Origin of the sequence: Prevotella sp. AM34-19LB, from assembly GCF_003468525.1 — a bacterium.
Lineage (GTDB): Bacteria > Bacteroidota > Bacteroidia > Bacteroidales > Bacteroidaceae > Prevotella.
In genome coordinates this window covers 26353-48495 of record NZ_QSIG01000017.1, presented here as the reverse complement: position 1 = coordinate 48495, position 22143 = coordinate 26353, and the positions used below count along the sequence as shown (strand labels likewise).

At 45.1% G+C, this 22143-nt stretch carries 17 protein-coding genes, 5 tRNA genes and 1 pseudogene; 22 read left to right on the top strand and 1 reads right to left on the bottom strand.

Annotation, left to right across the window (positions count from 1 at the left end; all coding sequences use genetic code 11):
• Nucleotides 1–118: 118 nt before the first annotated feature.
• Complete coding sequence (locus DW830_RS07110) at nucleotides 119–1111, bottom strand: malate dehydrogenase (protein WP_118311608.1); 993 nt, start codon at nucleotides 1109–1111, stop codon at nucleotides 119–121.
• Between the two features lie 305 nt (nucleotides 1112–1416).
• On the opposite strand from DW830_RS07110, the pseudogene DW830_RS07105 reads away from it, so the two are divergent.
• The 22 genes and pseudogenes from DW830_RS07105 to fusA all read left to right on the top strand — a co-directional run bounded on the left by DW830_RS07105 (nucleotide 1417) and on the right by fusA (nucleotide 22029).
• Nucleotides 1417–3203, top strand: a pseudogene (locus tag DW830_RS07105) (aminopeptidase P family protein).
• Nucleotides 3204–3341: 138 nt separating this feature from the next.
• The gene (rpsU, locus tag DW830_RS07100; protein ID WP_119249390.1) at nucleotides 3342–3533 is read left to right on the top strand and encodes a 30S ribosomal protein S21; all 192 of its coding nucleotides are present in this window, start codon (nucleotides 3342–3344) and stop codon (nucleotides 3531–3533) included.
• Nucleotides 3534–3681: 148 nt separating this feature from the next.
• Nucleotides 3682–4566 carry a tyrosine recombinase XerC gene (locus DW830_RS07095; protein ID WP_199656078.1) on the top strand — a complete coding sequence of 295 codons (885 nt, stop codon included), beginning with the start codon at nucleotides 3682–3684 and terminating at the stop codon, nucleotides 4564–4566.
• 23 nt (nucleotides 4567–4589) lie between these two features.
• Nucleotides 4590–4889: a ribosome hibernation-promoting factor, HPF/YfiA family gene (hpf, locus tag DW830_RS07090; protein ID WP_089543942.1), complete on the top strand. Its 300-nt coding sequence runs from the start codon at nucleotides 4590–4592 to the stop codon at nucleotides 4887–4889.
• Between the two features lie 100 nt (nucleotides 4890–4989).
• Nucleotides 4990–5063: transfer RNA gene (locus tag DW830_RS07085), tRNA-Thr, on the top strand.
• A gap of 18 nt (nucleotides 5064–5081) precedes the next feature.
• Nucleotides 5082–5163 (top strand) — tRNA-Tyr (locus DW830_RS07080).
• A 13-nt stretch (nucleotides 5164–5176) separates the two neighbouring features.
• A tRNA-Gly gene (locus DW830_RS07075) sits at nucleotides 5177–5249 on the top strand.
• Nucleotides 5250–5261: 12 nt separating this feature from the next.
• Nucleotides 5262–5333, top strand: a tRNA-Thr gene (locus tag DW830_RS07070).
• An 89-nt stretch (nucleotides 5334–5422) separates the two neighbouring features.
• The gene (gene tuf, locus DW830_RS07065) at nucleotides 5423–6619 is read left to right on the top strand and encodes an elongation factor Tu (protein ID WP_119249389.1); all 1197 of its coding nucleotides are present in this window, start codon (nucleotides 5423–5425) and stop codon (nucleotides 6617–6619) included.
• Between the two features lie 62 nt (nucleotides 6620–6681).
• Nucleotides 6682–6754 (top strand) — tRNA-Trp (locus tag DW830_RS07060).
• Nucleotides 6755–6770: 16 nt separating this feature from the next.
• On the top strand, nucleotides 6771–6959 hold the full coding sequence (gene secE, locus DW830_RS07055) for a preprotein translocase subunit SecE (RefSeq protein WP_089543940.1): 189 nt from the start codon (nucleotides 6771–6773) through the stop codon (nucleotides 6957–6959).
• 12 nt (nucleotides 6960–6971) lie between these two features.
• Complete coding sequence (gene nusG / locus DW830_RS07050; RefSeq protein ID WP_089543939.1) at nucleotides 6972–7514, top strand: transcription termination/antitermination protein NusG; 543 nt, start codon at nucleotides 6972–6974, stop codon at nucleotides 7512–7514.
• A 63-nt stretch (nucleotides 7515–7577) separates the two neighbouring features.
• Entirely contained in the window at nucleotides 7578–8018 is a 441-nt protein-coding gene (rplK, locus tag DW830_RS07045) for a 50S ribosomal protein L11 (protein WP_089543938.1), read from the top strand.
• A gap of 21 nt (nucleotides 8019–8039) precedes the next feature.
• The gene (rplA, locus tag DW830_RS07040; protein WP_119249388.1) at nucleotides 8040–8732 is read left to right on the top strand and encodes a 50S ribosomal protein L1; all 693 of its coding nucleotides are present in this window, start codon (nucleotides 8040–8042) and stop codon (nucleotides 8730–8732) included.
• Between the two features lie 18 nt (nucleotides 8733–8750).
• Complete coding sequence (gene rplJ / locus DW830_RS07035) at nucleotides 8751–9269, top strand: 50S ribosomal protein L10 (RefSeq protein ID WP_119249387.1); 519 nt, start codon at nucleotides 8751–8753, stop codon at nucleotides 9267–9269.
• A 52-nt stretch (nucleotides 9270–9321) separates the two neighbouring features.
• Nucleotides 9322–9699 (top strand): 50S ribosomal protein L7/L12, encoded by a 378-nt coding sequence (rplL, locus tag DW830_RS07030; protein WP_089543935.1) that lies wholly within the window; start codon nucleotides 9322–9324, stop codon nucleotides 9697–9699.
• Between the two features lie 112 nt (nucleotides 9700–9811).
• A complete protein-coding gene (gene rpoB / locus DW830_RS07025) occupies nucleotides 9812–13624 on the top strand; it encodes a DNA-directed RNA polymerase subunit beta (protein WP_119249386.1) in 3813 nt (1270 codons plus the stop codon).
• Nucleotides 13625–13655: 31 nt separating this feature from the next.
• Nucleotides 13656–17990 carry a DNA-directed RNA polymerase subunit beta' gene (rpoC, locus tag DW830_RS07020; protein WP_119249385.1) on the top strand — a complete coding sequence of 1445 codons (4335 nt, stop codon included), beginning with the start codon at nucleotides 13656–13658 and terminating at the stop codon, nucleotides 17988–17990.
• Nucleotides 17991–18272: 282 nt separating this feature from the next.
• Nucleotides 18273–18599 (top strand): DUF3467 domain-containing protein, encoded by a 327-nt coding sequence (locus DW830_RS07015; protein ID WP_089543929.1) that lies wholly within the window; start codon nucleotides 18273–18275, stop codon nucleotides 18597–18599.
• 241 nt (nucleotides 18600–18840) lie between these two features.
• Nucleotides 18841–19221, top strand: coding sequence for a 30S ribosomal protein S12 (gene rpsL, locus DW830_RS07010; protein ID WP_006848839.1), 381 nt, complete (start codon nucleotides 18841–18843; stop codon nucleotides 19219–19221).
• Nucleotides 19222–19408: 187 nt separating this feature from the next.
• Complete coding sequence (gene rpsG / locus DW830_RS07005) at nucleotides 19409–19885, top strand: 30S ribosomal protein S7 (RefSeq protein WP_022110377.1); 477 nt, start codon at nucleotides 19409–19411, stop codon at nucleotides 19883–19885.
• A 29-nt stretch (nucleotides 19886–19914) separates the two neighbouring features.
• Nucleotides 19915–22029 carry an elongation factor G gene (fusA, locus tag DW830_RS07000; RefSeq protein ID WP_119249384.1) on the top strand — a complete coding sequence of 705 codons (2115 nt, stop codon included), beginning with the start codon at nucleotides 19915–19917 and terminating at the stop codon, nucleotides 22027–22029.
• Nucleotides 22030–22143: the final 114 nt, after the last annotated feature.

Here is a 22143-nt window from a genome sequence, read left to right as displayed (position 1 = left end):
TATTTGCGGATAAAGTTGCTGAAGGCAGGAAAAATGAAAACCAAAAAAGGCTGAATCATGAAGCATTTTCACGATTCAGCCCTTATCGAGTTAACTTCTAAAAATCCGAAGTGGAGAATTACAAGTTAGGGTTCATCTCTTTCCACTCAGCTACTGGAGGAACGATGCCAAGCTCTACGATCTCATCGCGCATCTTGCAAAGGTGCTCGTAAGACTTAGCGAGGCTAGCGAGCTCTTCCTCTGTACCTGTAGGCTCTGTGAAGTGAACACCAGTCTTGTCGATAGTAGTAGGCATAGCCATCATTACGTTCTTGAAGCCGCACTTGTCGCAATTAACGTAGCAACCTGCAGGCAATGTGAACTTCTCGCCACCCATAGCAGCCTCGATCATCTTAACTGCATTGTAAGCTGGGCTCTGGAATGAAGAACGGCCACGGAGCTTGATGATGTTAGAACCACCCTGTACTGTGTGGTGCTTGATCTCCTCCCAACGCTCGTCAGAAAGACCCATCTCTGCCAATGGCTTGCCGTCAACCTTAACCTGAGAAGCAAATACTGCCATCTGCTCGCCGTGACCACCGTAAGTGTGAGCGCCAGTAACCTTATCCTGCTGTACACCGAACTCGAGAGCCAAAGCCTGCTGCAAACGAGTAGAGTCGAGAGCTGCGAGTGAAGTCAACTGATTTGGCTTCAAACCAGAGTGGATAAGAGCTGTCAAAGCTGTAACGTCAGCTGGGTTGAAGATAACAACTACGTGCTCAACCTCTGGGCAGTACTTCTTGATATTGTCACCGAACTCAGCAGCGATCTTGCAGTTACCCTTGAGAAGGTCCTCACGAGTCATACCCTCCTTACGAGGAGCACCACCAGAAGAGATGATGTACTTAGCACCAGTGAAAGCTTCCTCTGGATTTACTGTATAAGTAACGTTAACACCAGGGAATGCGCACTGCTGAATCTCATCGAATACACCGTGAACACCTGGCTCGAAGATGTCGTAGAGACAAATATTAGGAGTAAGACCGAGCATCAAAGCGCTCTGAACCATGTTAGAACCAATCATACCGCCTGCACCGACGATAACGAGCTTGTCATTTGTTAAAAATTCCATAACTACAATTTTTTATTTAAGTGTTTATAAATTTCTTGTTAGGGTAGGCGGCACCTGGTCGCAGCCCTTGCTTTTTGGGATTGCTATCGGTTAAAAAGACCGTAAATCTCGTACTTTTAGCTTTCCGACCGCAAAATTAATAAAAAGTAATGTAAATCGTGCATTATTTTACGCTTAAATTTGTGATTAATTCTTAAAATTAGTATCTTTGTAATCTCTAATTAGCAAAATGCCGTTATTTCCTCTGCTCTGGAGGCGGTAAATGGCATGAAAATCGAATATGTTATTATCAATACTTGGCAATTATGAATGAAATCAATCTAAGATTAGCTAGCTTGAGGGAAGTGATGAAGCGTGAGCATCTGGCTGCCTTTATCTTCCCTAGTACGGATGCTCATCAGAGTGAGTATGTGGCAGACCATTGGCTCGGCAGAGCTTGGATCTCCGGATTCAACGGATCGGCTGGAACCGCTGTAGTAACCATGAACTCTGCTGCATTGTGGACAGACTCCCGCTACTTCCTTGCGGCAGAAGAACAGTTGAGTGGAACAGAATTCCAGTTAATGAAGCTCAAGATTCCTGGAACTCCTACTGTTGCTGAATGGCTGGGAAAGGAATTGGCAGATGTTGCATCTCCAGAGGTCGGACTGGATGGTATGGTCAACTCATACTCAATGACCTCGGCACTTATCTCTGATTTGCGTAAGGAGGGTGGTATTACCTTGCGCACTAATTTTGATCCTTTGAAGGAGATATGGAAAAATCGTCCTGCTATTCCGGAAAATCCGGTGGAGATTCAGCCTTTGGAATTTGCCGGTGAGACAGCCGTTTCCAAAATCGCTCGAATCAGAAAGGCTTTGCGAGGTGTTCATGCTGATGGTATGCTGGTGTCTGCACTCGATGATATCGCCTGGACTTTGAACTTGCGTGGTACGGATGTTCATTGCAATCCGGTATTCGTTAGTTATCTCCTGATTGCATCTGATAAGGTGTCGCTTTTTGTAGATGAGGCTAAGCTTACAGATGAAGTTCGTGCTTATCTCCGGGAAGCTGGTATCTCTGTATATAATTATAATAAGGTGGAAGAGGGATTGGAGCAGTATGCAGAATATAATATTCTGCTGGATGGCAATGAAACCAGTTATCATCTTTGGAAAACCGTGAAATGCCAGGAAATCGTTTCCCAGAACTCTCCGATACCTGCCATGAAGGCTGTGAAGAGTGAAGCTGAAATTGCGGCTATCGCCGGGCGATGGTACGTGATGGCGTGGCAATGGTCAAGTTCCTGAGATGGCTGCTCCCTGCTGTGGAAGCTGGAGGTGAGACCGAGATTTCCATCGACAAGAAGTTGACTGCATTGCGTGCTGAACAGGATTTGTTCCGCGACATCTCATTTGATACAATTGCAGGTTATCAGGAGCATGGAGCTATCGTGCATTACGAGGCATCTCCGGAGACCGATATTCCGCTCAAGCCGGAAGGACTTCTTCTGCTGGATTCCGGTGCCCAGTATCAGGATGCAACTACAGACATCACCCGTACCATCGCTCTTGGTCCAGTAACAGATGAGATGAAGCATATCTACACCTTGGTTCTCAAGGGACACATTCAGCTGGAGTTGGCAAAATTCCCGGATGGAGCTTCTGGTACTCAGTTGGATGCGCTTGCCAGAGAATGCATGTGGAGAGAAGGCTTGAACTTCCTGCACGGTACCGGACATGGTGTAGGTTCTTATCTGAATGTGCATGAGGGACCTCACCAGGTTCGTATGGAATACATGCCGGCACCTCTCCGTGCAGGAATGACGCTGACAGATGAGCCAGGACTCTATCTTGCTGGAAAGTTCGGCGTGAGAATCGAGAATACCATACTGATTCAAGATTATAAGGAGACAGAATTCGGTAAGTTCCTGCAGATAGAATCCCTTACCCTCTGTCCGATCGACACCACTCCGATAGATGTAGAGATGCTCTTGCCGGAAGAGATTGCATGGCTCAATGATTATCATGCTGAAGTGTATGCAAGATTGGCTCCTCATCTCGATGAAGAAGAGAAAAAATGGCTGAAAAATGCCACAAAAGCCATAAAATAAAGGTTTTATAGCAAAAAAATGCCTAAAATCTTGGTTTTCTGAAAAATAAGATGTAATTTTGCACCCGCAATTTGTGGCATTACGCCCATTTCGCTAGAAATAACATAAGTTTAACATAATAAATTAAAAAGCAAAAAAATGATTATTGTACCAGTTAAGGACGGTGAGAACATCGAGAGAGCTCTCAAGAAGTTTAAGAGAAAGTTTGAAAAGACAGGTGTTGTTAAGGAGTTGCGTACTCGTCAGCAGTACGACAAGCCATCTGTTTTGAAGCGTCTCAAGATGGAACACGCCATCTACGTACAGCAGTTGCGCGCTAACGAGGAATAATATTATCCTCGGTAGAGGATGAAAATGCTCTCTTATTGGAAGCAAAAGTCCAAGAAGAGAGCATTAAAAGTAAAAAATCCTCAAAATATTTGGTGGTTTCGAAATATTTTCGTAATTTCGTTGCCGAATAACAAAAACTACAACTGTTATGTTGAATATAGACAAGTTCTTGGAATACTTATGCAGTGAGCTGAACAGGTCGCCGCGGACAGTAGAAAGCTATCGGGATGATCTGACATACTTCGAGAAGTTTGCTAAAGGCTTGTCTGGTTCGTTCTCTTGGGAGACCGTCGATTCTGACATGGTTCGGAATTGGATGGAAAGCATGATGGATAAGGGAAACTCAGCAGCAACGGTCGAACGTCGGCTCAGTGCTCTGAAAACCTTCTACCGGTTTGCTTTGACAAGACATTATGTTGAGTCTGATCCCGTATATAGCATCAAGGGGCCTAAAAAAGAGAAACCTCTTCCACAATTCGTTAAGGAAAGTGAGATGGATGAACTTCTGGATAGGCAGGTGTGGGGCGATGATTATAATAATGTACGTGCGCGTACCATAATTATAACGTTCTATGAAACTGGGATGCGACTGTCGGAACTCGTGAATCTGGATGACTGTGATGTCAGCTTCGTGAATTCGGAGATCAAGATAACGGGTAAGGGAAACAAACAGAGAATAGTGCCATTCGGTGACGAGCTTAAAAATACGCTCCGCGAATATCTTAAGTTGAGGGATGCAAGCATTGAAGCTTCTTCTCCGGCATTCTTTCTTTCTGATAAAGGTGAAAGGATGCAGCCTGCAAAGGTCAGGGATATCGTGAGAACGAACCTCGCAAGGGTTTGCTCGTTGAAGAAAAAGAGTCCTCATGTGTTGAGACATTCATTTGCCACGGCAATGCTGAATCATCACGTAGGAATTGAAAGTTTGAAAAAGCTGCTTGGACATGCGAATCTCTCGACAACCGAGATTTATACGCATACTACGTTCGAGCAATTAAAACGAGTTTATAATATTGCCCATCCTAGGGCGTAACCTTTTTAAAATTGGAGGTCACTATGGAAATTAAGATTCAGTCGATTCATTTCGACGCTACCGAGAAGTTACAGGCGTTTATCGAAAAGAAAGTCGCCAAGTTGGAGAAAACTTATGAAGATATACAGAAAGTAGAGGTGCAATTAAAGGTCGTTAAGCCTGCTACCGCTCTTAATAAGGAAGTTCACCTTGAAGTTGCTGTCCCTGGAACGACATTGTTCGTTGAGAAGACATGCGATACTTTTGAGGAAGGAATTGACCAAGCAGTGGACTCAATGAAGGTTCAATTGACCAAATTTAAAGAAAAAACAAGAAATCGATAAAAAATATTCCGAAAAATTTGGTGGAATGAAAAAATAGTTGTATCTTTGCAGCCGTTTTCCGATAGGTCGAAAACTTAGTCGCATTGCGGCTGTAAAGATTGCCTCTTTAGCTCAGTTGGCCAGAGCACGTGATTTGTAATCTCGGGGTCGTTGGTTCGAATCCGACAAGAGGCTCAGAAAAAGAAAGACTATGGGTAGTTACCAGAGTGGCCAAATGGGGCAGACTGTAAATCTGCTGGCTATGCCTTCGGTGGTTCGAATCCATCACTACCCACTTTCTTTGATAAGCGGAAATAGCTCAGTTGATAGAGCACTAGCCTTCCAAGCTGGGGGTCGCGGGTTTGAGCCCCGTTTTCCGCTCAATGTTGAAATGCTGTAATAGCTCAGTGGTAGAGCACTTCCTTGGTAAGGAAGAGGTCCTGAGTTCAACTCTCAGTTACAGCTCTACTTCAAGCGGAAGTGAGAAGTAGAAAACGTGGAGACAATATATTAATTAATTGATTATTCATTTATATAAATAAAAAGAAAAAGCTATGGCTAAAGAAGAATTCGTGCGTACCAAACCGCATGTAAACATTGGTACAATTGGTCATGTTGACCATGGTAAGACTACTCTTACTGCAGCTATCTCTAAGGTATTGAATGAGAAGCTCGGTACATCTGAGGCAGTTAAGTCATTCGATCAGATTGATAATGCTCCTGAGGAGAAAGAGCGTGGTATCACTATCAACTCTGCTCACATCGAGTATGAGACAGTAAAGCGTCACTATGCACACGTTGACTGTCCTGGACACGCTGACTATGTAAAGAACATGGTTACTGGTGCTGCTCAGATGGATGGTGCTATCTTGGTTTGTGCTGCTACTGATGGTCCTATGCCACAGACACGTGAGCACGTACTTCTTGCACGTCAGGTAAACGTTCCTCGCTTGGTTGTTTTCTTGAATAAGTGCGATATGGTTGACGATGAGGAGATGCTTGAGCTCGTTGAGATGGAGCTTCATGAGATCCTCGAGCAGTACGGTTATGAGGAGGATACTCCAATCGTACGCGGTTCTGCTCTCGGTGCTTTGAACGGCGTTGAGAAGTGGGTTAAGTCTGTTGAGAATTTGATGGACGTTGTTGACGAGTGGATTCAGGAGCCTGAGCGTGAGGTTGATAAGCCATTCTTGATGCCTATCGAGGATGTATTCTCAATCACAGGTCGTGGTACTGTTGCTACTGGTCGTATCGAGACTGGTCGTTGCAAGGTAGGTGACGAGGTTCAGTTGCTCGGTCTTGGTGAGGATAAGAAGTCTGTCATCACTGGTGTTGAGATGTTCCGTAAGGTACTCGCTGAGGGTGAGGCAGGTGATAACGTAGGTTTGCTTCTCCGTGGTATTGATAAGGCAGAGGTTAAGCGTGGTATGGTAGTTGTACACCCAGGTGCTATTACTCCTCACGATCACTTCAAGGCTTCTATCTATGTATTGAAGAAGGAAGAGGGTGGTCGTCATACTCCATTCGGTAACAAGTATCGTCCTCAGTTCTATCTCCGTACTATGGACTGTACAGGTGAGATCAAGCTTCCAGAGGGAGTTGAGATGGTAATGCCTGGTGATAACGTAGAGATTGAGGTAGAGTTGATCTACAAGGTTGCTTTGAACGAGGGTCTCCGTTTCGCTATCCGTGAGGGTGGTCGTACAGTAGGTTCTGGTCAGATCACAGCACTTCTCGACGATGTTAAGTAATTTTAGAATTATCTAGATTTACTATATATGACTTCCGCTTCTGCGGAGGCGGAAGTCAACTTACGGGTTTAGCTCAGTTGGTAGAGCACTGGTCTCCAAAACCAGGTGTCGAGGGTTCGAGCCCTTCAACCCGTGCTAAATAGAAGATAATATGAATAAAATAGTAAGTTATTGCAAGGCATGTTACGATGAACTTGCGCATAAGACTACTTGGCCATCACGTGCCGAACTAACTCATAGTGCAATGGTTGTATTATCTGCTTCCCTAGTCATTGCATTGGTGGTGTTCGCGATGGATTCTGTATTCAAAGCCTTTATGGGTGTAGTTTATCCAGGTTAATTTTTAGAGGAAATGGCAGACACAGGAAATAAATGGTATGTGCTGAAGGCCGTAAGCGGCAAGGAAGCTAAGGTGAAGGAATACATCGAAGCTGAGATGAAGCACAATGATTTACTTGCAGCAAATGTTTCTCAGGTGTTAATACCACTCGAGAAGCATGCATCTGTACGTAACGGTAAGAGAGTCGTTAAAGAAAAGGTTTCTCTTCCTGGTTATGTTTTTGTAGAAGCTAGACTGAAGGGCGATGTTGCGCATACTCTGCGTTTCATGCCTAATGTTTTAGGTTTCCTTGGCGGTTTGGATGAACCAACTCCTGTACCTCAGCGAGATATCAATCGTATGCTGGGTACTGTAGAAGAGACTGAGTTTGAGGAGAATCTCGATTGTCCTTACTTGGTTAATGATACTGTTAAGGTAATGGAAGGTCCATTTAGTGGCTTTAGCGGCGTTATCGAAGAGGTTAACTTGGAGAAGCGCAAGCTGAAAGTTACGGTTAAGATCTTTGGACGTAAAACTCCATTGGAATTAGGTTTTATGCAAGTAGAAAAGGAATAAGGTTCTGTTACGAGAACTTGAAGTCCTTTTATAAGTTTCAATTTTAAATATTAACAAAAAAAAATGGCTAAAGAAGTTGCTGGATTAATCAAATTACAGATTAAAGGTGGCGCTGCAAATCCTTCACCTCCAGTAGGACCTGCATTGGGTTCTAAAGGTATTAATATCATGGGATTCTGCAAGGAGTTCAACGCCCGTACCCAGGACAAGGCAGGTAAGGTATTGCCAGTTGTTATTACATATTACACTGACAAGTCGTTCGATTTCGTAATCAAGACACCTCCTGCTGCAGTACAGTTGAAAGAGGCTGCTAAGATCAAGAGTGGTTCTGCTCAGCCTAATCGTCAGAAGGTTGCTTCACTTACTTGGGATCAGGTAAAGGTAATCGCTGAGGATAAGATGAAGGACTTGAACTGCTTCACTGTAGAGTCAGCTATGAAGCTCATCGCTGGTACTGCAAGAAGTATGGGTATTACTGTAAAGGGAGACTTCCCTGGTAAATAATTTAAAACTTCAATTAGAAAAATGAGTAAACTGACAAAAAATCAAAAATCAGTAGCTGATAAGGTTGAAGCAGGGAAGATGTACACATTGAAAGAGGCTGCAGAGTTGGTAAAGGAGATTACTACTACCAAGTTTGACGCATCTCTCGATATCGATGTACGTTTAGGTGTTGACCCACGTAAGGCTAACCAGATGGTTCGTGGCGTTGTTTCATTGCCAAACGGTACCGGTAAGGTTACTCGCGTGCTCGCACTCTGTACTCCTGATCAGGAAGCTGCTGCTAAGGAAGCAGGCGCTGACTACGTAGGTCTCGACGAGTATGTTGAGAAGATTAAGGGTGGTTGGACAGATATTGATGTCATCATCACAATGCCATCTTGCATGGGTAAGATTGGTCCTTTGGGTCGTGTTCTCGGTCCTCGTGGATTGATGCCTAACCCTAAGAGTGGTACTGTAACTATGGATGTTGCTAAGGCAGTTAAGGAAGTTAAGCAAGGTAAGATTGACTTCAAGGTTGATAAGGCTGGTATTATCCACACATCAATCGGCAAGGTCAGCATGACACCTGAGCAGATCTACGGAAATGCTAAGGAGTTCATCAATACAGTTATCAAGTTGAAGCCTGCTGCTGCTAAAGGTACATATATCAAGAGTATCTTTATTTCAAGCACTATGAGTAAGGGTATCAAGATTGATCCTAAATCAGTTGAATAACTCTAAAAGTTTTGTAAAATGAAGAAAGAAGTTAAAGATACTATCATCACCGAACTTGGACAGAAGATTCAGGAATTCCCTCACTTCTATCTTGTAGATGTTACAGGATTGGACGCTGAGAAGACTAGCAATCTCCGTCGCAAGTGCTTTAAGAGTGAGATTAAGATGGTTGTTGTTAAGAACACCTTGCTCCACAAGGCATTCGAGGCTTCAGACATCGATTTCTCTGAGCTTTATGGCAGCTTGAAGGGTACTACTGCAGTATTGTTCACAAATACAGCTAATGTACCAGCTAAGTTGTTGAAGGAATACGAGAAGGATGGCGTTCCAGCATTGAAGGCAGCATACGCTGAGGAAAGCTTCTATGTAGGCGCTGACAAGCTCGCTGAACTCGCAGCTCTCAAGAGCAAGAACGAGGTTATCGCAGAGATTGTTGCTTTGCTCCAGTCTCCAGCACAGAATGTTCTTTCTGCTCTTCAGTCAGGAGGCAACACTATTCACGGTGTGCTTAAGACATTGGGCGAGCGTCCTGAGTAAATACAACATTTCATATATTAATAGTATAAACAAATAAAATTTTTAGAATAAAATGGCAGATATCAAAGCTATTGCAGAAGAGTTAGTAAATCTTACTGTTAAGGAAGTTAATGAGTTGGCAACAGTCCTCAAGGACGAGTATGGCATCGAGCCTGCTGCTGCAGCTGTAGCTGTAGCTGCTGGTCCTGCTGCTGGTGGTGCAGCTGCAGCTGAGGAGAAGTCTTCTTTCGACGTAGTCCTCGCTGAGGTTGGTGGCGCTAAGCTCCAGGTTGTTAAGGCTGTTAAGGAGGCTTGCGGTCTTGGTTTGAAAGAGGCTAAGGATCTCGTAGACGGTGCTCCTTCTACAATCAAGGAGGGTGTATCTAAGGACGAGGCTGAGAACCTTAAGAAGGCTATCGAAGAGGCTGGTGCTAAGGTAGAGCTCAAGTAATTAGATTAATTACATCTCTTACATAATGGTTAGGATTCTCCTAGTAGGCGAGTCCTAACCTTTTTGTGTCTTTTATTATCATGTTAATAAAACCCCCATTTAATAACTTCTAATGGCTACAAAAATTGTTGATAACAGAGTAAATTTTGCCAGCGTGCATAATCCGTATCCATATCCGGATTTTCTCGATGTGCAGTTAAAGTCTTTTAAGGACTTCTTACAGTTGGATACTCCGCCTGAGGAACGCAAGAATGACGGTTTGTATAAGGTGTTCTCTGAGAACTTCCCTATCACCGATACTCGTAATAATTTCGTTCTTGAGTTCTTGGATTACTATATTGACCCTCCTCGTTACACCATTGATGAGTGCTTGGAGCGTGGTCTTACATATAGCGTACCTTTGAAGGCTAAGATGAAACTGTATTGTACTGATCCTGATCATGAGGACTTCGGTACTTTTATCCAGGATGTATTCTTGGGTACAATCCCTTACATGACTGATAACGGTACATTCGTCATCAACGGTGCTGAGCGCGTTGTTGTTTCTCAGTTGCACCGTTCACCGGGCGTGTTCTTCGGACAGGGTGTTCATGCCAATGGTACTGTGCTTTATTCTGCACGTATTATCCCATTCAAGGGTAGCTGGATTGAGTTTGCTACTGACATCAACAATGTGATGTATGCTTACATCGACCGTAAGAAGAAGTTGCCTGTTACTACATTGCTCCGTGCCATCGGTTATGAGCAGGATAAGGATATTCTCCAGATCTTCGATCTCGCAGAAGAGGTGAAGGTGAACAAGAAGAATATGAAGGCAGCTATCGGTCGCAAATTGGCTGCTCGTGTCTTGAAGAGCTGGAATGAGGACTTCGTTGATGAGGATACTGGTGAAGTTGTATCTATCGAGCGTAACGAGGTGATCATGGAGCGTGAGACCGAACTTACTGCCGACAATATTGAGGACATTGTAGAGAGTGGTGCTGCTTCTGTGCTTTTGCATAAGGATGTAGATGCTGCCAGCAAGTACACAATTATCTTCAATACTTTGGCCAAGGACCCAAGTAACTCTGAGAAGGAGGCTGTGAACTACATCTATCGCCAGTTGCGTAATGCAGATCCTGCTGATGATGCAAGTGCACGTGAAGTTTTCCAGAACTTGTTCTTCTCTGACAAGCGTTATGACTTGGGTGAGGTTGGCCGTTACCGTATTAATAAGAAATTAGGTCTCGATACTGATGTTGATGTCCGCGTTTTGACTAAGGATGACATCATCGAGATTATCAAATATTTGATTCAGCTCATCAACTCAAGTGCTACTGTCGATGATATCGACCACTTGTCTAACCGTCGTGTTCGTACCGTAGGCGAGCAGCTGGCTAACCAGTTCTCTATCGGTTTGGCACGTATGAGCCGCACTATCCGTGAGCGTATGAATGTACGCGACAATGAGGTGTTCACTCCAACAGATTTGATCAATGCCAAGACCATCTCTAGCGTTATCAACTCATTCTTTGGTACCAACCCATTGTCACAGTTCATGGACCAGACTAACCCATTGGCTGAGGTAACCCACAAGCGTCGTCTTTCTGCCCTTGGTCCTGGTGGTTTGTCTCGTGAGCGTGCTGGTTTCGAGGTTCGAGACGTACACTATACTCACTATGGCCGTCTTTGTCCTATTGAGAGTCCTGAAGGTCCAAACATCGGTTTGATTTCTTCACTCTGTATGTATGCAAAGATCAATGACCTCGGCTTTATCGTAACTCCTTACCGTAAGGTGAACGATAGCAAGGTAGATATGAACAACGATGATGTTGTTTACTTGACAGCTGAGGATGAGGAGGCTAAGATCATCGGTCAGGGTAATGCGCCTTTGACGGAGGATGGTGCTTTCATCCGCGACGTGGTTAAGTGCCGTCAGGATGCTGATTATCCAGTAGTTCCACCAACAGACGTTGATTATGTGGATGTTTCTCCACAGCAGATTGCATCTGTATCTGCCGGTCTGATTCCTTTCTTGGAGCATGATGATGGTCACCGTGCGTTGATGGGATGTAACATGATGCGCCAGGCAGTTCCTTTGCTTCACAATGATGCACCTATCGTAGGTACTGGTCTTGAGAAGCAGGTGTGCGAGGATTCTCGTACCATGATTACTGCAGAGGGCGAGGGTGTTATTGAGTATGTAGATGCTACAACCATCCGTATCCTTTATGATCGCACAGAGGATGATGAGTTCGTAAGCTTCGAGCCTGCCTTGAAGGAGTACCGCATTCCTAAGTTCCGTCGTACCAACCAGAATATGACCATCGACTTGCGTCCTATCTGCAACAAGGGTCAGCGTGTAAAGGCTGGTGATATCCTGACAGAGGGTTATGCTACAGAGAACGGTGAGTTGGCTTTGGGTCGTAACTTGCTCGTAGCTTACATTCCTTGGAAGGGTTACAACTATGAGGATGCTGTCGTTATCTCAGAGCGTATGGTTCGCGATGACGTTTTGACATCTGTTCACGTTGATGAGTATTCACTCGATGTACGTGAGACCAAGCGTGGTGTTGAGGAGTTCACTTCTGATATTCCTAATGTCAGCGAGGAAGCTACCAAGGATCTTGATGATAACGGTATTGTTCGCGTTGGTGCTCGTATCGAGCCAGGCGATATCATGATTGGTAAGATTTCACCTAAGGGTGAGAGTGATCCTTCTCCAGAAGAGAAGTTGCTCCGTGCTATCTTCGGTGATAAGGCTGGTGATGTGAAGGATTCTTCATTGAAGGCTAACCCATCATTGAGTGGTGTTGTTATCGACAAGAAGCTGTTCTCTCGTGCCGTTAAGACTCGTGAGTCTAAGAAGCAGGATAAGATTATCCTTGCCAAGATTGATGAGGAGTACGAGGCAAAGGGCGACGACTTGAAGGATATCTTGGTTGATAAGTTGCTCACCTTGACTGAGGGCAAGACTTCTCAGGGTGTGAAGGATTACTCGGGTGCTGAGATTATCACCAAGGGTAACAAGTTCACAACAACAGCTTTGAAGAACCTGGAGTATGATGGCGTACAGTCTAATGGTTGGACAGAGGATGATCATACCAATACTTTGATCCAGCGCCTGATAATGAACTATATCCGCAAGTACAAGCAACTCGATGCAGAGTTGAAGCGTCGCAAGTTTGCTATCACTATCGGTGATGAGCTTCCATCAGGAATTCTCCAGATGGCTAAGGTTTATATCGCTAAGAAGCGTAAGATCCAGGTAGGTGATAAGCTTGCTGGTCGTCACGGTAACAAGGGTATTGTTTCTAAGGTAGTACGTCTTGAGGATATGCCATTTATGGCAGACGGTCGTCCTGTAGATATGGTATTGAATCCATTGGGTGTGCCTTCTCGAATGAACCTCGGTCAGATTTTCGAGTGTATCCTGGGTGCTGCAGGTAAGAAGTTGGGTGTTAAGTTTGCTACTCCTATCTTCGATGGTGCTCATCTTGAGGACCTCTCTGTATGGACTGACAAGGCAGGTCTTCCACGTTTCTGCTCTACTTACCTCTATGATGGTGAGACTGGTGAGCAGTTCGACCAGCCAGCTACCGTAGGTATGACTTACTTCTTGAAGCTGGGTCACATGGTAGAGGATAAGATGCACGCACGTTCTATCGGTCCTTACTCTCTGATTACTCAGCAGCCACTTGGTGGTAAGGCACAGTTTGGTGGTCAGCGATTCGGAGAGATGGAGGTTTGGGCCATTGAGGCATTCGGTGCTAGCCACGTATTGCAAGAGATTCTGACCATCAAGTCAGATGATGTTGTAGGACGTAGCAAGGCATACGAGGCAATCGTGAAGGGTGATCCAATGCCTACACCAGGTATTCCAGAGTCACTCAACGTATTGCTCCACGAGCTTCGCGGCCTTGGCTTGAGCATCAAACTTGATTAATTTTGAGAACCCCTAATTAAGATATAGAAACATGGCTTTCAAAAAAGATACAAAGGTAAAGAATAATTTTACGAAGATTACCATCGGTCTCGCTTCACCAGAGGAGATCCTGGAAAATTCGTATGGTGAGGTTACTAAGCCTGAAACCATTAATTATCGAACATATAAGCCGGAGCGTGATGGTCTCTTCTGCGAGCGCATTTTTGGTCCTACCAAGGACTATGAGTGCGCCTGCGGCAAGTACAAGCGTATCCGTTATAAGGGAATCGTCTGCGACCGATGCGGTGTAGAGGTTACTGAGAAGAAGGTTCGTCGTGAGCGTTCTGGTCACATCGAGCTTGTTGTACCAGTAGCTCACATCTGGTACTTCCGTTCTCTCCCTAATAAGATTGGTTACCTTCTCGGTATGCCAACCAAGAAGCTTGATGCTGTTATCTACTACGAGAAGTATGTAGTGATCCAGCCAGGTATTCTTGAGGGTAAGACTGATGCTGACGGCATTGAGTTGAATGGTTCTCATAAGCTCGACCTCTTGTCAGAGGACGAGTATATGGCTATTCTTGATCAGTACGACCCAAATGGCGATAACGAGCGTTTGGAAGATACAGATCCTAATAAGTTCGTTGCTAAGATGGGTGCCGAGGCTATCTACCAGTTGTTGCAGAATGTGGATCTCGACTCTTTGTCATACGAGCTCCGCGACCGTGCCAACAATGACTCTAGCCAGCAGCGCAAGACTGAGGCATTGAAGCGCCTGAACGTAGTAGAGGGCTTCCGTGCCAGCAAGGGAATCAACAAGCCTGAGTGGATGGTGATGAAGATCATCCCTGTTACTCCTCCAGAGCTTCGTCCTTTGGTACCTCTGGATGGTGGTCGTTTTGCAACATCAGACTTGAATGATCTCTATCGTCGTGTCATCATTCGTAACAACCGTTTGAAGCGATTGGTTGAGATCAAGGCTCCTGAGGTGATTCTCCGTAACGAGAAGCGTATGTTGCAGGAGGCTGTTGACAGTTTGTTCGACAACTCACGCAAGAGCTCTGCTGTAAAGAGCGAGAGCAATCGTCCTTTGAAGTCTCTCTCTGACTCTTTGAAGGGTAAGCAGGGTCGTTTCCGTCAGAACTTGTTGGGTAAGCGTGTTGACTATTCTGCTCGTTCCGTTATTGTTGTAGGTCCTGAGTTGAAGATGGGTGAGTGCGGTCTTCCTAAGTTGATGGCTGCAGAGCTTTACAAACCATTCATCATCCGTAAGTTGATAGAGCGTGGTATCGTAAAGACTGTCAAGAGTGCCAAGAAGATTGTTGATCGTCGCGAGCCAGTTATCTGGGATATTCTGGAGAATGTAATGAAGGGTCATCCGGTTATGTTGAACCGTGCCCCTACACTTCACCGTCTCGGTATCCAGGCTTTCCAGCCTAAGATGATCGAGGGTAAGGCTATCCAGTTGCACCCATTGGCATGTACAGCGTTCAACGCCGACTTCGATGGTGACCAGATGGCTGTTCACCTTCCATTGAGTAATGAGGCTATCTTGGAGACTCAGATCCTGATGCTCCAGAGCCACAATATTTTGAACCCAGCTAATGGTGCGCCTATCACCGTTCCTTCTCAGGATATGGTGCTTGGTCTCTATTATATTACAAAGATTCGTCCAGGTGCTAAGGGCGAGGGCTTGATATTCTACGGTCCTGAGGAGGCTTTGATCGCTCGTAATGAGGGTCGTTGTGATCTCCACGCTTTGGTTAAGGTAATCGTTGACGACTTGGTTGATGGTAAAATCCAGAAGCGTATGATTGAGACCTCTGTGGGTCGTGTTATCGTGAATGGTATCATCCCAGATGAGGTAGGCTTCTTCAATGACGTTATCTCTAAGAAGACACTCCGCGGCTTGATTTCTAATGTAATCAAGGCTGTTGGTATGGCAGAGGCTTGTGCCTTCCTTGATGGTATCAAGAACTTGGGTTATCGTATGGCATACGTTGCTGGTTTGTCATTCAACCTTGGCGATATCATCATTCCACCAGAGAAGGAGGAGATTGTTGAGCGTGGTCGCAAGGAGGTTGAGGAAATCACCAACAATTATAATATGGGTTTCATCACCAACAAGGAGCGTTACAACCAGGTTATCGATGCGTGGACTCACGTAAATACCGATTTGGGTAATATCCTGATGAAGGAGATGACTGAGGCAGACCAGGGATTCAACGCCGTTTATATGATGCTTGACTCTGGAGCCCGTGGTTCTAAGGATCAGATTAAGCAGTTGTCTGGTATGCGTGGTTTGATGGCTAAGCCTCAGAAGGCTGGTGCAGAAGGTGCGCAGATCATTGAGAACCCTATCCTTTCTAACTTTAAGGAGGGTATGTCTGTGTTGGAGTACTTTATCGCTTCTCACGGTGCTCGTAAGGGTCTTGCTGATACCGCGATGAAGACTGCCGATGCTGGTTACTTGACTCGTCGTCTTGTTGACGTATCTCATGATGTCATCATTACTCAGGAGGATTGCGGTACCTTGCGCGGCTTGGTTTGCACCGCTTTGAAGAATGGTGATGAGATTATCTCTTCTCTCTACGAGCGTATCTTGGGTCGTGTATCGGTACACGATATCATCCACCCTACAACAGGTGAGTTGATCGTTAAGTCTGGTGAGGAAATCACTGAGGCTAAGGCTAAGATCATCGATGAGTCTCCAATCGAGAGCGTTGAGATCCGTTCTGTACTCACTTGTGAGAGCAAGAAGGGTGTCTGCATGAAGTGTTACGGCCGTAACTTGGCTACAGCTCGTATGGTTCAGCTCGGTGAGGCTGTGGGTGTCATCGCTGCACAGGCTATCGGTGAGCCTGGTACTCAGCTTACTCTCCGTACCTTCCACGCCGGTGGTATTGCGTCTAACGCTGCTGCCAACGCTAAGATTGCTGCAAAGAACAAGTCTCGCATCGAGTTTGATGAGTTGAGCACTGTTCCATTCGTAGAGGAAGATGAGGAAGGCAACGATATCAAGTGCGAGAAGGTAGTAAGCCACTTGGCTGAAATCCGTTTCGTTGATCCAAATACAAACATCATCCTGGCTACATTGAATGTACCTTATGGTTCTTCTTTGTATCACAAGGAAGGTGAGATTGTAGAAAAGGATACCGTGATTGCTCGTTGGGACCCATTCAACGCCGTAATCGTCAGCCAGTACGCTGGTACCTTGAAGTTCAACGACGTTCAGAAGGATCAGACCTACCGTGCCGAGGTCGATGAGACTACTGGTTTGGAGGAGAAGATCATTACCGATTCTAAGAATAAGGCGATGGTTCCTTCTTGTGATGTTATTGATGCAAACGGTGAGATTGTAGGTACATATAACTTCCCTGTAGGTGGTCACCTCGTCGTAGAGGATGGTCAGACCATTAAGACAGGTGAGGTCTTGGTTAAGATTCCTCGTGCCGTAGGTGGTGCTGGTGATATCACCGGTGGTCTTCCACGTGTAACCGAGCTTCTCGAGGCTCGTAACCCATCTAACCCAGCTGTTGTATCTGAAATCGATGGTGAGGTAACTATGGGTAAGGTAAAACGTGGTAACCGTGAGATCATCGTAACCTCTAAGACTGGCGACCAGAAGAAGTATCTCGTATCACTCTCTAAGCAGATTCTGGTACAGGAGCATGACGCTGTACGTGCTGGTACTCCTCTTTCTGATGGTAGTGTAACTCCAGGCGATATCCTCGCTATTATGGGTCCTACCGCTGTTCAGGAGTACATCGTTAACCAGATCCAGGACGTTTATCGTCTTCAGGGTGTGGCTATCAACGATAAGCACTTCGAGGTGGTTGTTCGTCAGATGATGCGTAAGGTTCGTATCGACGATCCAGGTGATACTACATTTTTGGAGCAGGAGTTGGTTGATAAGCTCGACTTCGCTGAGGAGAACGACCGTATCTGGGGTAAGAAGGTTGTTGTCCACGCTGGTGACAGCACTGAACTCAAGCCTGGTCAGATCATCACTGCCCGTAAGTTGCGTGATGAGAACTCTGCATTGAAGCGTCGCGATATGAAGCTTGTTCAGGTTCGTGATGCAGTAGCTGCAACATCTACTCAGATTCTCCAGGGTATTACCCGTGCCGCTCTTGGTACTAAGAGCTTCATGAGTGCTGCTTCCTTCCAGGAGACCACTAAGGTCTTGAACGAGGCTGCTATTCGTGGAAAGGTAGATTACCTTGAGGGAATGAAGGAGAATGTTATCTGTGGTCACTTGATTCCTGCAGGTACAGGTCTCCGTCAGTGGGAGAAGCTTGTTGTTGGTTCTAAGGAAGAGTACGAGCGTATGCAGGCTAACAGAAAGAATGTACTCGACTATGCAGATTCTCCAATCGTGGACTAATCTGAAGGTTAGAGTAACATATATATAATAAGGTATAAGAGCATAGGTGAGTCATCATCTATGGCTCTTTTCTATCTATTGCCTGCTTGTTGATGATATCAAATCAACTTCTTTTTTTTGCTCAGGTGCAGGTAATGCAGAAATTATGTCTTTGTATTAGAAGTATTTTAGTGTGAAAGGACTTTTAATACAAAATAATTGGCAATTTATTCTTTTTTTTCAGATATTATGTGTAAATTTGCACTATCATTTAAAGTTTAATCCTATTAGCTTAATAAAATTATGGAAGAAAATAAGAATAATCAACAGCAGCAGAATCAGTTCCAGATGGGCATCAGCCCAGAAGTAGCAGAGGGTACATACTCTAACTTGGCACTGATTACTCATTCTAGTTCAGATTTCATCTTGGATTTCGCATGTGCACTTCCAGGAATGCCAGCACCTCAGATCAAGAGCCGTGTCATCATGGCACCTGAGCATGCCAAGCGTTTGCTCCAGGCATTGCAGAGCAATGTTTATAACTACGAGCAGGCTTTCGGTAAGATTAAGTTGGCTGACGAACCTGAGCGTACTATTGCTCCATTTGGCACACCAAAAGGTGAGGCATAATGCATAATCACATACATACTAAGACTAAATTTCCTGCTAAATACCGCTTTTTCTTTATAATATTTGTTTTTAATAGTTATATAAAGTTAAAACTAGCCCTCGTTTTTTAAAAGTCTCCTTAATATTTAGGTAGTTTGCCGAAAAAGTCGTAACTTTGCACCCCGAAAAGCCCCATAAGGTGGTGGCTTATACGGAAATAAGACAATAATAAAAATAAAATAATAAATTAAAAAGTAAAATTATGCCTACTATTTCACAGTTAGTAAGAAAAGGCAGACGAGTATTGGTAGACAAGAGCAAGTCACCAGCTTTGGATTCATGTCCTCAGCGTCGTGGTGTTTGTGTTCGTGTTTACACAACAACTCCAAAGAAGCCTAATTCGGCAATGCGTAAGGTTGCCCGTGTTCGTTTGACAAACTCTAAGGAGGTTAACTCTTACATCCCAGGAGAGGGTCACAACTTGCAGGAGCACTCAATCGTGTTGGTTCGCGGTGGTCGTGTTAAGGACCTCCCAGGTGTTCGTTATCACATCGTTCGTGGTACTCTTGATACCGCAGGTGTTGCAAACCGCACACAGCGTCGTTCTAAGTACGGTGCTAAGCGTCCAAAGGCAAAGAAGTAATTCTAATCCGGACAAAATTAAAAACAAATCCGAAAACTCACGGTCGGAGAAGGTCGAGAGTTTAGGTAAAAGATTATTTTTATTAAACGTTTTGCTGGAGAAGTAACAGGTTGAGTAAATACTCGGGTGCGAGTGTTGAAGAACGATATACAGCCCCATGCAGAATTTAAATTTTTTTGATTAAAAAATGAGAAAAGCAAAACCAAAGAAGAGAGTGATCCTCCCAGATCCAGTCTTCAATGACCAGAAGGTCTCTAAATTCGTAAATCATTTGATGTATGATGGTAAGAAGAATACATCTTATGAGATTTTCTACAATGCACTCGATACCGTAAAGGCTAAGATGGCTAACGAGGAGAAGTCTGCACTTGAGATTTGGAAGCAGGCTCTCGATAATATTACTCCACAGGTTGAGGTTAAGAGCCGCCGTATTGGTGGTGCAACCTTCCAGGTTCCTACAGAAATTCGTCCTGATCGCAAGGAGAGTATCTCTATGAAGAATCTTATTATCTTCGCTCGCAAGCGTGGTGGTAAGACTATGGCAGATAAGCTCGCTGCAGAGATTATGGATGCTTATAACAACCAGGGTGGCGCATTCAAGCGCAAGGAGGATATGCATCGTATGGCTGAGGCTAACCGTGCATTTGCTCACTTCAGATTCTAATTTAATTTATAAAATAGGTTTAAAAGAAAATGGCAAATCGCGATTTACATTTGACACGTAACATCGGTATCATGGCGCACATCGATGCCGGTAAGACAACAACATCTGAGCGTATCTTGTTCTACACAGGTAAGACTCATAAGATTGGTGAGGTACACGATGGTGCTGCTACAATGGACTGGATGGCCCAGGAGCAGGAGCGTGGTATTACTATCACTTCTGCAGCTACAACTTGTAACTGGAACTATCTCGGTAAGTCTTATAAGATCAACTTGATCGATACTCCGGGACACGTTGACTTCACTGCTGAGGTTGAGCGTTCACTCCGTGTACTCGATGGTGCTGTTGCTACATATTCTGCAGCTGACGGTGTACAGCCACAGTCAGAGACAGTATGGCGCCAGGCTGACAAGTACAATGTACCTCGTATCGGTTATGTAAACAAGATGGACCGTTCTGGTGCTAACTTCTTTGAGACAGTACAGCAGATGAAGGATATCTTGGGTGCTAATCCTATTGCTATTCAGATTCCTATTGGTGCTGAGGAGAACTTCAAGGGTGTAGTTGACCTGATCAAGATGAAGGCTATTCTCTGGCACGATGAGACTATGGGTGCTGAGTATGATGTAGAGGATATTCCTGCTGACTTGGCTGATGAGGCTGCTGAGTGGCGTGATAAGCTCCTCGAGGGTGCTGCTAACTTCGATGACGAGGTGATGGAGCTTTACCTTGAGGGTCAGGATATTCCAGAGGATAAGCTCCTCGCTGCTATCCGCAAGGGCTGCTGCGCTATGGAGTGCTGCCCAATGTTGCTCGGTTCTTCATACAAGAACAAGGGTGTTCAGCCATTGCTCGACTATGTATGTGCATTCTTGCCTTCACCAATGGATACTCCAAACATCATCGGTACTAACCCTGATACTGAGGAGGAAGAGGATCGTAAGCCATCTGAGGATGAGCCTACATCTGCTCTCGCATTTAAGATTGCTACCGACCCATTCATGGGCCGCTTGGTATTCTTCCGTGTTTACTCAGGTAAGGTTGTTGCTGGTTCTTATGTTTACAACCCACGTTCTGGCAAGCGCGAGCGTATCAGCCGTCTCTTCCAGATGAACTCTAAGCAGGAAATCCCAATGGAGTCTATCGATGCTGGTGATATCGGTGCAGGTGTAGGTTTCAAGGATATCCGTACTGGTGATACACTCTGTGATGAGGATCACCCAATCGTACTGGAGTCTATGACATTCCCTGATACTGTGATCTCTATCGCAGTTGAGCCAAAGAGCCAGGCAGACATCGCTAAGATGGACAACGGTCTCGCTAAGTTGGCTGAGGAAGACCCAACCTTCACAGTTCGTACAGATGAGCAGAGCGGTCAGACTATCATCTCTGGTATGGGTGAGCTCCACTTGGATATCATCATCGACCGTTTGAAGCGTGAGTTCAAGGTTGAGTGTAACCAGGGTAAGCCTCAGGTTAACTACAAGGAGGCTATCACTAAGACTGCTCAGAGCCGTGAGACTTACAAGAAGCAGTCTGGTGGTCGTGGTAAGTTTGCTTGTATCGATGTAACCATCGGTCCTAAGGACGAGGATTACAAGGAGGGCGACTTGCAGTTCATCAACGAGGTTAAGGGTGGTAACGTCCCTAAGGAATTCATCCCATCTGTACAGAAGGGCTTCGCTGACTGCTTGTCAAATGGTGTACTCGGTGGCTTCCCAATGACAGGTTTGAAGGTAACTTTGACCGATGGTAGCTTCCACCCAGTTGACTCTGACCAGTTGTCATTCGAGTTGGTGGCACATCAGGCATTTAAGGTACTTTGCCCTAAGGCAGGTCCTGTTTTGATGGAGCCTATCATGAAGGTAGAGGTTGTTACTCCAGAAGAGAACATGGGTGACGTAATCGGTGACTTGAACAAGCGCCGTGGTCTCGTTCAGGGTATGGAGGAAGGTCGTAGCGGCGCTCGCGTCGTAAAGGCTATGGTTCCATTGGCTGAGATGTTCGGTTATGTAACAGCTTTGCGTACTATCACTTCTGGTCGTGCAACAAGCTCTATGGAGTATGATCACCACGCAGCTCTCTCTTCAACAATCGCTAAGGCAGTGTTGGAGGAGGTTAAGGGTCACGCAGAACTCCTTTAATCAAATAAAGAAATAACGGTAAGATGAGGCGCTGCTTAGCGAATGACTCTTAAGCAGCGTACCTCTTCTTCCATTAGACTAAAATAATTCATATTAATAATAACTTAATTTTAA

What these genes read in the sequence shown, in the direction of transcription:
- DW830_RS07110 (WP_118311608.1), bottom strand. Translation starts at nt 1,111, where the DNA reads ATGGAATTTTTAACAAATGACAAGCTCGTTATCGTCGGTGCAGGCGGT.
- rpsU (WP_119249390.1), top strand. Translation starts at nt 3,342, where the DNA reads ATGATTATTGTACCAGTTAAGGACGGTGAGAACATCGAGAGAGCTCTC.
- DW830_RS07095 (WP_199656078.1), top strand. Translation starts at nt 3,682, where the DNA reads ATGTTGAATATAGACAAGTTCTTGGAATACTTATGCAGTGAGCTGAAC.
- hpf (WP_089543942.1), top strand. Translation starts at nt 4,590, where the DNA reads ATGGAAATTAAGATTCAGTCGATTCATTTCGACGCTACCGAGAAGTTA.
- tuf (WP_119249389.1), top strand. Translation starts at nt 5,423, where the DNA reads ATGGCTAAAGAAGAATTCGTGCGTACCAAACCGCATGTAAACATTGGT.
- secE (WP_089543940.1), top strand. Translation starts at nt 6,771, where the DNA reads ATGAATAAAATAGTAAGTTATTGCAAGGCATGTTACGATGAACTTGCG.
- nusG (WP_089543939.1), top strand. Translation starts at nt 6,972, where the DNA reads ATGGCAGACACAGGAAATAAATGGTATGTGCTGAAGGCCGTAAGCGGC.
- rplK (WP_089543938.1), top strand. Translation starts at nt 7,578, where the DNA reads ATGGCTAAAGAAGTTGCTGGATTAATCAAATTACAGATTAAAGGTGGC.
- rplA (WP_119249388.1), top strand. Translation starts at nt 8,040, where the DNA reads ATGAGTAAACTGACAAAAAATCAAAAATCAGTAGCTGATAAGGTTGAA.
- rplJ (WP_119249387.1), top strand. Translation starts at nt 8,751, where the DNA reads ATGAAGAAAGAAGTTAAAGATACTATCATCACCGAACTTGGACAGAAG.
- rplL (WP_089543935.1), top strand. Translation starts at nt 9,322, where the DNA reads ATGGCAGATATCAAAGCTATTGCAGAAGAGTTAGTAAATCTTACTGTT.
- rpoB (WP_119249386.1), top strand. Translation starts at nt 9,812, where the DNA reads ATGGCTACAAAAATTGTTGATAACAGAGTAAATTTTGCCAGCGTGCAT.
- rpoC (WP_119249385.1), top strand. Translation starts at nt 13,656, where the DNA reads ATGGCTTTCAAAAAAGATACAAAGGTAAAGAATAATTTTACGAAGATT.
- DW830_RS07015 (WP_089543929.1), top strand. Translation starts at nt 18,273, where the DNA reads ATGGAAGAAAATAAGAATAATCAACAGCAGCAGAATCAGTTCCAGATG.
- rpsL (WP_006848839.1), top strand. Translation starts at nt 18,841, where the DNA reads ATGCCTACTATTTCACAGTTAGTAAGAAAAGGCAGACGAGTATTGGTA.
- rpsG (WP_022110377.1), top strand. Translation starts at nt 19,409, where the DNA reads ATGAGAAAAGCAAAACCAAAGAAGAGAGTGATCCTCCCAGATCCAGTC.
- fusA (WP_119249384.1), top strand. Translation starts at nt 19,915, where the DNA reads ATGGCAAATCGCGATTTACATTTGACACGTAACATCGGTATCATGGCG.